The organism is Methanobrevibacter sp. (assembly GCF_045646045.1).
GTDB lineage: Archaea > Methanobacteriota > Methanobacteria > Methanobacteriales > Methanobacteriaceae > Methanocatella.
Genome location: NZ_JAZRJY010000046.1, coordinates 1 through 4,524 on the forward strand (window position 1 = coordinate 1; position 4,524 = coordinate 4,524).

The 4,524-nt window shown below is 32.3% G+C and carries 12 protein-coding genes; all 12 read left to right on the plus strand.

Features of this window, described 5'->3' with window-relative positions; all coding sequences use genetic code 11:
• Nucleotides 1-28: 28 nt before the first annotated feature.
• Complete coding sequence (rpmC, locus tag ACKI5C_RS03120; RefSeq protein WP_058739681.1) at nucleotides 29-235, plus strand: 50S ribosomal protein L29; 207 nt, start codon at nucleotides 29-31, stop codon at nucleotides 233-235.
• On the plus strand, nucleotides 236-574 hold the full coding sequence (gene yciH, locus ACKI5C_RS03125; RefSeq protein WP_296807785.1) for a stress response translation initiation inhibitor YciH: 339 nt from the start codon (nucleotides 236-238) through the stop codon (nucleotides 572-574).
• A gap of 79 nt (nucleotides 575-653) precedes the next feature.
• Entirely contained in the window at nucleotides 654-929 is a 276-nt protein-coding gene (gene rnp1, locus ACKI5C_RS03130; protein ID WP_407431771.1) for a ribonuclease P protein component 1, read from the plus strand.
• A gap of 11 nt (nucleotides 930-940) precedes the next feature.
• A complete protein-coding gene (locus ACKI5C_RS03135) occupies nucleotides 941-1,258 on the plus strand; it encodes a 30S ribosomal protein S17 (RefSeq protein ID WP_058739678.1) in 318 nt (105 codons plus the stop codon).
• A gap of 5 nt (nucleotides 1,259-1,263) precedes the next feature.
• The gene (locus tag ACKI5C_RS03140; RefSeq protein ID WP_407431772.1) at nucleotides 1,264-1,662 is read left to right on the plus strand and encodes a 50S ribosomal protein L14; all 399 of its coding nucleotides are present in this window, start codon (nucleotides 1,264-1,266) and stop codon (nucleotides 1,660-1,662) included.
• A gap of 8 nt (nucleotides 1,663-1,670) precedes the next feature.
• Nucleotides 1,671-2,021 carry a 50S ribosomal protein L24 gene (gene rplX, locus ACKI5C_RS03145; RefSeq protein WP_407431773.1) on the plus strand — a complete coding sequence of 117 codons (351 nt, stop codon included), beginning with the start codon at nucleotides 1,671-1,673 and terminating at the stop codon, nucleotides 2,019-2,021.
• A 1-nt stretch (nucleotide 2,022) separates the two neighbouring features.
• Entirely contained in the window at nucleotides 2,023-2,751 is a 729-nt protein-coding gene (locus ACKI5C_RS03150; RefSeq protein WP_407431774.1) for a 30S ribosomal protein S4e, read from the plus strand.
• Nucleotides 2,748-3,269: a 50S ribosomal protein L5 gene (locus ACKI5C_RS03155; RefSeq protein ID WP_407431775.1), complete on the plus strand. Its 522-nt coding sequence runs from the start codon at nucleotides 2,748-2,750 to the stop codon at nucleotides 3,267-3,269. The genes ACKI5C_RS03150 and ACKI5C_RS03155 overlap by 4 nt, the downstream gene beginning before the upstream one ends.
• Nucleotides 3,270-3,422 carry a 30S ribosomal protein S14 gene (locus tag ACKI5C_RS03160; protein ID WP_198144363.1) on the plus strand — a complete coding sequence of 51 codons (153 nt, stop codon included), beginning with the start codon at nucleotides 3,270-3,272 and terminating at the stop codon, nucleotides 3,420-3,422. It abuts the gene before it with no gap.
• A gap of 11 nt (nucleotides 3,423-3,433) precedes the next feature.
• The gene (locus ACKI5C_RS03165; RefSeq protein WP_292877639.1) at nucleotides 3,434-3,826 is read left to right on the plus strand and encodes a 30S ribosomal protein S8; all 393 of its coding nucleotides are present in this window, start codon (nucleotides 3,434-3,436) and stop codon (nucleotides 3,824-3,826) included.
• 8 nt (nucleotides 3,827-3,834) lie between these two features.
• Nucleotides 3,835-4,371: a 50S ribosomal protein L6 gene (locus tag ACKI5C_RS03170; protein ID WP_407431776.1), complete on the plus strand. Its 537-nt coding sequence runs from the start codon at nucleotides 3,835-3,837 to the stop codon at nucleotides 4,369-4,371.
• Between the two features lie 13 nt (nucleotides 4,372-4,384).
• Nucleotides 4,385-4,524, plus strand: a 140-nt coding sequence (locus ACKI5C_RS03175) for an eL32 family ribosomal protein (RefSeq protein WP_407431777.1), incomplete at its 3' end; no start/stop codon positions are given.

Below are 4,524 nucleotides of genomic sequence, written 5' to 3' on the forward strand. Positions count from 1 at the left end.
ATTTAATTATCTTAAAAGAGTTGGAACAATGGCGATTTTAAGAAGTAAAGAAATTTGGGACATGGAAGTTGATGAGATTCAAGAAAAATTAGTTGAACTCAGAACTGAATTATCCAAAAATGTTTCTAAAAGTGCAGCTGCCGGGGTTAATGAAAACCCTGGAAAAATTAGAGAATTAAAAAGAACAATTGCTCGTGTTCTTACAATATTGAATGAAAAACAGAAGGAGAATTAAATGTCAAAAATCTGTGATGTATGTGGGCTTCCTGAGGAACTTTGTGTCTGTGAAGAAATTGCACGTGAAGTTCAGGCTGTAAAAGTTTTTACAGTTAGAAGAAGATTTGGAAAACTCATGACTATTATCGAAGGTATCGATGAACATGATATTGATATCAAAGAGCTCACTAAAACTCTTAAAGCAAAATGTGCTTGTGGTGGAACCGCTAAAAACAGTCAAATAGAACTTCAAGGTGATCATAAGGTCAAAGTTAAAGAAGTTTTATCTGATATGGGTTTCTCATCTGATACAATTGAAATTCGTGAATCTAAGAAAAATAATAAAAAAAGAAGATAATCCTTCGATATATTCAATAAAATTTTATAATTTTTCTGCATGATTTATTATAAATGTTTTAGTTAAGAGATTTGGGAAAATGATTACTACAAAAAATTTGGTACATCATGAGTTCATCGGATTAAATGTCGATGTTAAAAGTAAAACGAATAAATCTCTTAATTTATATGGAATTATTATAGATGAGACAAAAAACACCTTTAAAATTGAATCTGATGGGCAGGAAAAAATAATTCCCAAAAAAGGTTCAATTTTCACTTTCGAAATTCCGTCTGGTGAAAAAGTAGAAGTGATTGGTGATATTTTGTCAATTCGTCCTGAAGATAGAATAAAAAAAAGGTTTAAAAAAATTTAAATGGTGATAATATGGTTGGGCTTAATGTTCAAGAACCAGAAACTACATGCGATGATCCTAATTGCCCTTTCCACGGTACTTTACCTGTAAGAGGTCAAGTCCTTGAGGGTGTTGTTGTTAGTAACAAAGCAGAAAGGACCATTAGTGTCGAACGTAGTTACTATAAATTCATTAGAAAATATGAAAGATATGAAAAAAGAAAATCTAAAATCAATGTTCACAAACCAGATTGTTTAGATGTGAATGTTGGAGATTCTGTAAAAGTTGCAGAATGCAGACCATTAAGTAAAACTAAACACTTTGTTTTAGTTGAGGTTAAAGGAGAGTAAATAATATGAAACCATTAACATCTAGTATATCTAAAGCATTACCAATTGGAGCAAGACTCCAATGTGTTGACAATACTGGTGCACGTGAAATCGAAATTATTTCCGTTAAAGGATTTAAAGGTGTAAGAAGAAGATTAGACGTTGCTGGTGTTGGAGATTTAGTTGTTGCTTCTGTTAAAAAAGGTACTGCTGATATGAGAAGAGAAATTGTTAATGCAGTTGTTATCAGACAAAAAAAGGAATATAGACGTGCTGATGGTCTTCGCGTTAAATTTGAAGATAATGCGGCTGTTATTATTACTCCTGAAGGAATATTAAAAGGGTCTGAAATTAGAGGACCTGTTGCTAAAGAAGCAGCAGACAGATGGCCTAGTGTAGGTAGTGCAGCAAATATTTTAGTATAGGTGAAAAAATGTCAATACAACCAAGAAAACAAAGAAAAGCTCTTTATAATGCTCCTGCTCATGCACGTGGTAAATATTTAAGTGCTACTTTAAGTAAAGATTTAAAAGAAAAAATAGGCAAAAAATCTTTACCATTAAGATCAGGGGACAAAGTTAGAGTTCTCCGTGGAGATTTCAAAGGACACGAAGGAGAAGTTCTCGACGTTGATTACGGTTCATACAAAGTAACTATTGAAGAAGTTACCTTATCAAAACCTGACGGAACTGCAGTTTTCCTTCCAGTTGATCCATCTAACTTAATGATTATTGATGCTGATACAAAAGACGATAGAAGAATAAAAAATAGAGGAGATAATTAAAATGGCTAAAATGGGATCTAGAAAACATCTTAAAAGATACAAAGCGCCTAAAACTTGGCCAATTCATCCTAAAGAAGATACCTGGACAGTAAAACCTTCCGCAGGTTCTCATGCTATTGTTGATGCTATTCCATTAACTTTAGTTATCAGAGATATCTTAAAATTAGCTGATAACTCTAGAGAAGCTAAAAGGATCATCAACTCAGGTAATGTTTTAGTAGATGGCAGAGTTATTAAAGATTATAAATTCCCAGTAGGATTCCAAGATATTGTGGAAATTCCAAAAACTGGTGAAGTTTATAGAGTTCTTTTAGATACTAAAGGAAGATTACAATTACACCCAATTGATGAAAATGATACTAAATTAAGTAAAATTGTTGATAAAACCACTATCAAAGGTGGAAAAATCCAATTAAACTTACATGATGGTAAAAACATAATCCTTGAAGAAAATGATTATGCTGTTGGGGATGTAATTAGTTTAAAAGTACCTGAACAAGAAATTAATGAAGTTTATCCTTTAGAAATTGGTGCTACTGTTCTTGTTACTGGTGGTAAACACACCGGAGAATTAGGTACTGTAAGTGAAATTATTGAAAATAAATCATCTAACCCTAATACTATTATTATTGAAAATAGTGCTAAAGATGAATTTTTAACTTTAAAAGATTATGCATTTGTAGTTGGTAGCGATGCTCCAGCAATTTCTTTATTGGAGGTTAATAAATGAACCCAATGAATGAAGTTAGAATCGAAAAAGCTACTGTCAGTATTGGTGTAGGAGAAGCAGGTGAAAAATTATCCCGTGCTATTACTCTTTTAGAAGAAATGTTTGAACAAACTCCTGTTAAAACTTTCTCAACAGTAACTAACCCAGAATGGGGTATTAGAAAACGTCAACCAATTGCATGTAAATTAACTTTACGTGGAGAAAAAGCTGACAGAGCAATTGATATGGTTTTAGAAGGAATCAGCAGAAACATTAAACCTACCCAATTTGATGCTCAAGGTAACCTTTCATTCGGTATTAAAGAGCACATTGATATTCCTGGAATGAAATATAATCCAGATATCGGTATCTTCGGTATGAATGTTTCAATTACTTTTGAAAAACCTGGTTACAGAATATCCAGAAGAAAAATTAGACAAAAGAAAGTTCCTCAAAAACATAGAATTACTAAAGAAGAAACCATGAAATATATGGAAGAAAACTTTAATGTTAATTACGTAACTGAAATAATTGAATAGGTGATTAGTTTGCCAAGAAAATATGGAAAAGCAGCAAAAAAATGTGCTCGTTGTGGAGACCATTCTGCTATGATCAGTAGATATGGATTAAATTTGTGCAGACAATGTTTTAGGGAAATTGCTCCTAAAATTGGATTTAAAAAATATAATTAAGGTGTTATGATATGAGTCTTATGGATCCTCTCGCAGATGCTTTAACTAATATTAGAAATAACGAATTGCAAGTAAACGATTCATGTGTTATTTCTCCCGCATCCAAATTAATTGGAGAAGTTTTAAGCACAATGCAAAAAGAGAATTATATTGGTAACTTTGAATACATCGATGACAATAGAGCAGGAAAATTCACAGTAGAATTACTCGGTAACATTAACAAATGTGGTGTTATCAAACCTCGTCACGCTGTAAAAAAAGATGAATTTGAGAAATTTGAAAAAAGATATTTGCCAGCAAAGAATTTTGGTATTTTAATCGTCACAACTCCTGAAGGAATTATGACTCACTATGAGGCTAAAGAAAGAGGAATTGGTGGACGTTTGTTGGCTTACATGTATTAGGTGATATAATGGTAGTAGCTGCAGCTATAAGGGAAAATATTGAAATCCCTGAAGGCGTCGAAGTTATAATTGAAAATAATGAGGTCACTGTTAAAGGACCTAATGGAGAAAACTCCAGAAAATTTACTTATCCTAATGTAAGTATTAAAAAAGAAGAAAATGAAGTTGTTTTGGAAACAGCATTTCCTAAAAAGAAAGATAAAGCAATGATAGGAACTACTAGAGCACACATTAACAATATGATTATTGGTGTTACTGACGGTTTCGAATATCATATGAAAATTGTATTTGCTCACTTTCCAATGACTGTAAAAGCTGAAAAAGATATCGTAACTATTGATAATTTCCTCGGGGAAAGACACCCAAGAACTGCTAAAATCGTAGGTAGTGCTAAAGTAGCAGTTAAAGGTGATGAGGTAACAATTACTGGTATCAACAAGGAACATGTTGGTCAAACCATGGCTAACTTAGAACAAGCAACTAAAATTAAAGGAAGAGATCCTAGAGTATTCCAAGACGGAATATACTTAATTAGCAAAGAATAAATTGGTGATTATAATGGCTAATAAAAGATTTAAAAGACAAGAATATGCTCGTTATAAAAAACTTGGAATAAAATGGAGACGCCCTAGAGGTAAAACAAGTAAAATGAGAAGATATGAAGCAGGAAAACCAGACATGCCTGCTATTGGATACAG